Source organism: Virgibacillus sp. M23 (assembly GCF_034190895.1).
GTDB classification, from domain to species: domain Bacteria; phylum Bacillota; class Bacilli; order Bacillales; family Amphibacillaceae; genus Virgibacillus; species Virgibacillus salarius.
This window is the reverse complement of record NZ_JAWDHA010000397.1, coordinates 1-359: the sequence shown is the minus strand read 5'-3', so window position 1 is coordinate 359 and position 359 is coordinate 1. Positions and strand designations below refer to the sequence as shown.

Annotated in this window: 1 protein-coding gene; it reads right to left on the bottom strand. The window is 32.9% G+C overall.

Annotated features, from left to right (window positions below):
* Window positions 1–359, bottom strand: a 359-nt coding sequence (gene tnpA, locus RVS70_RS23190; RefSeq protein WP_321135104.1) for an IS200/IS605 family transposase, incomplete at both ends; no start/stop codon positions are given.

Sequence of the window (359 nt, the reverse complement as noted above, 5' to 3'; positions counted from 1 at the left end):
AAGTCTTCTCTAAGCTGATTTCTAATGTATTCTTGTATTTGCCTTCTATTTCTACCCACTGTATCAGCATAGAAACCTCGGCACCAAAACTTTCTATTGCCATATTTGTATTTTAAATTGGCATGACGATCAAAAATCATCAAACTACTTTTACCTTTTAAATATCCCATAAATTGAGACACACTTATCTTTGGTGGAATACTTACCAACATGTGTATGTGATCTGGACAGCCGTTAGCTTCATGAATGGTTACACCTTTCCTTTCACATAAATCTCGAATAATTTGACCTATACTCTTTTTATACTTTCCATAAATAATTTGCCTTCTGTATTTTGGAGCGAAAACTATATGATACTT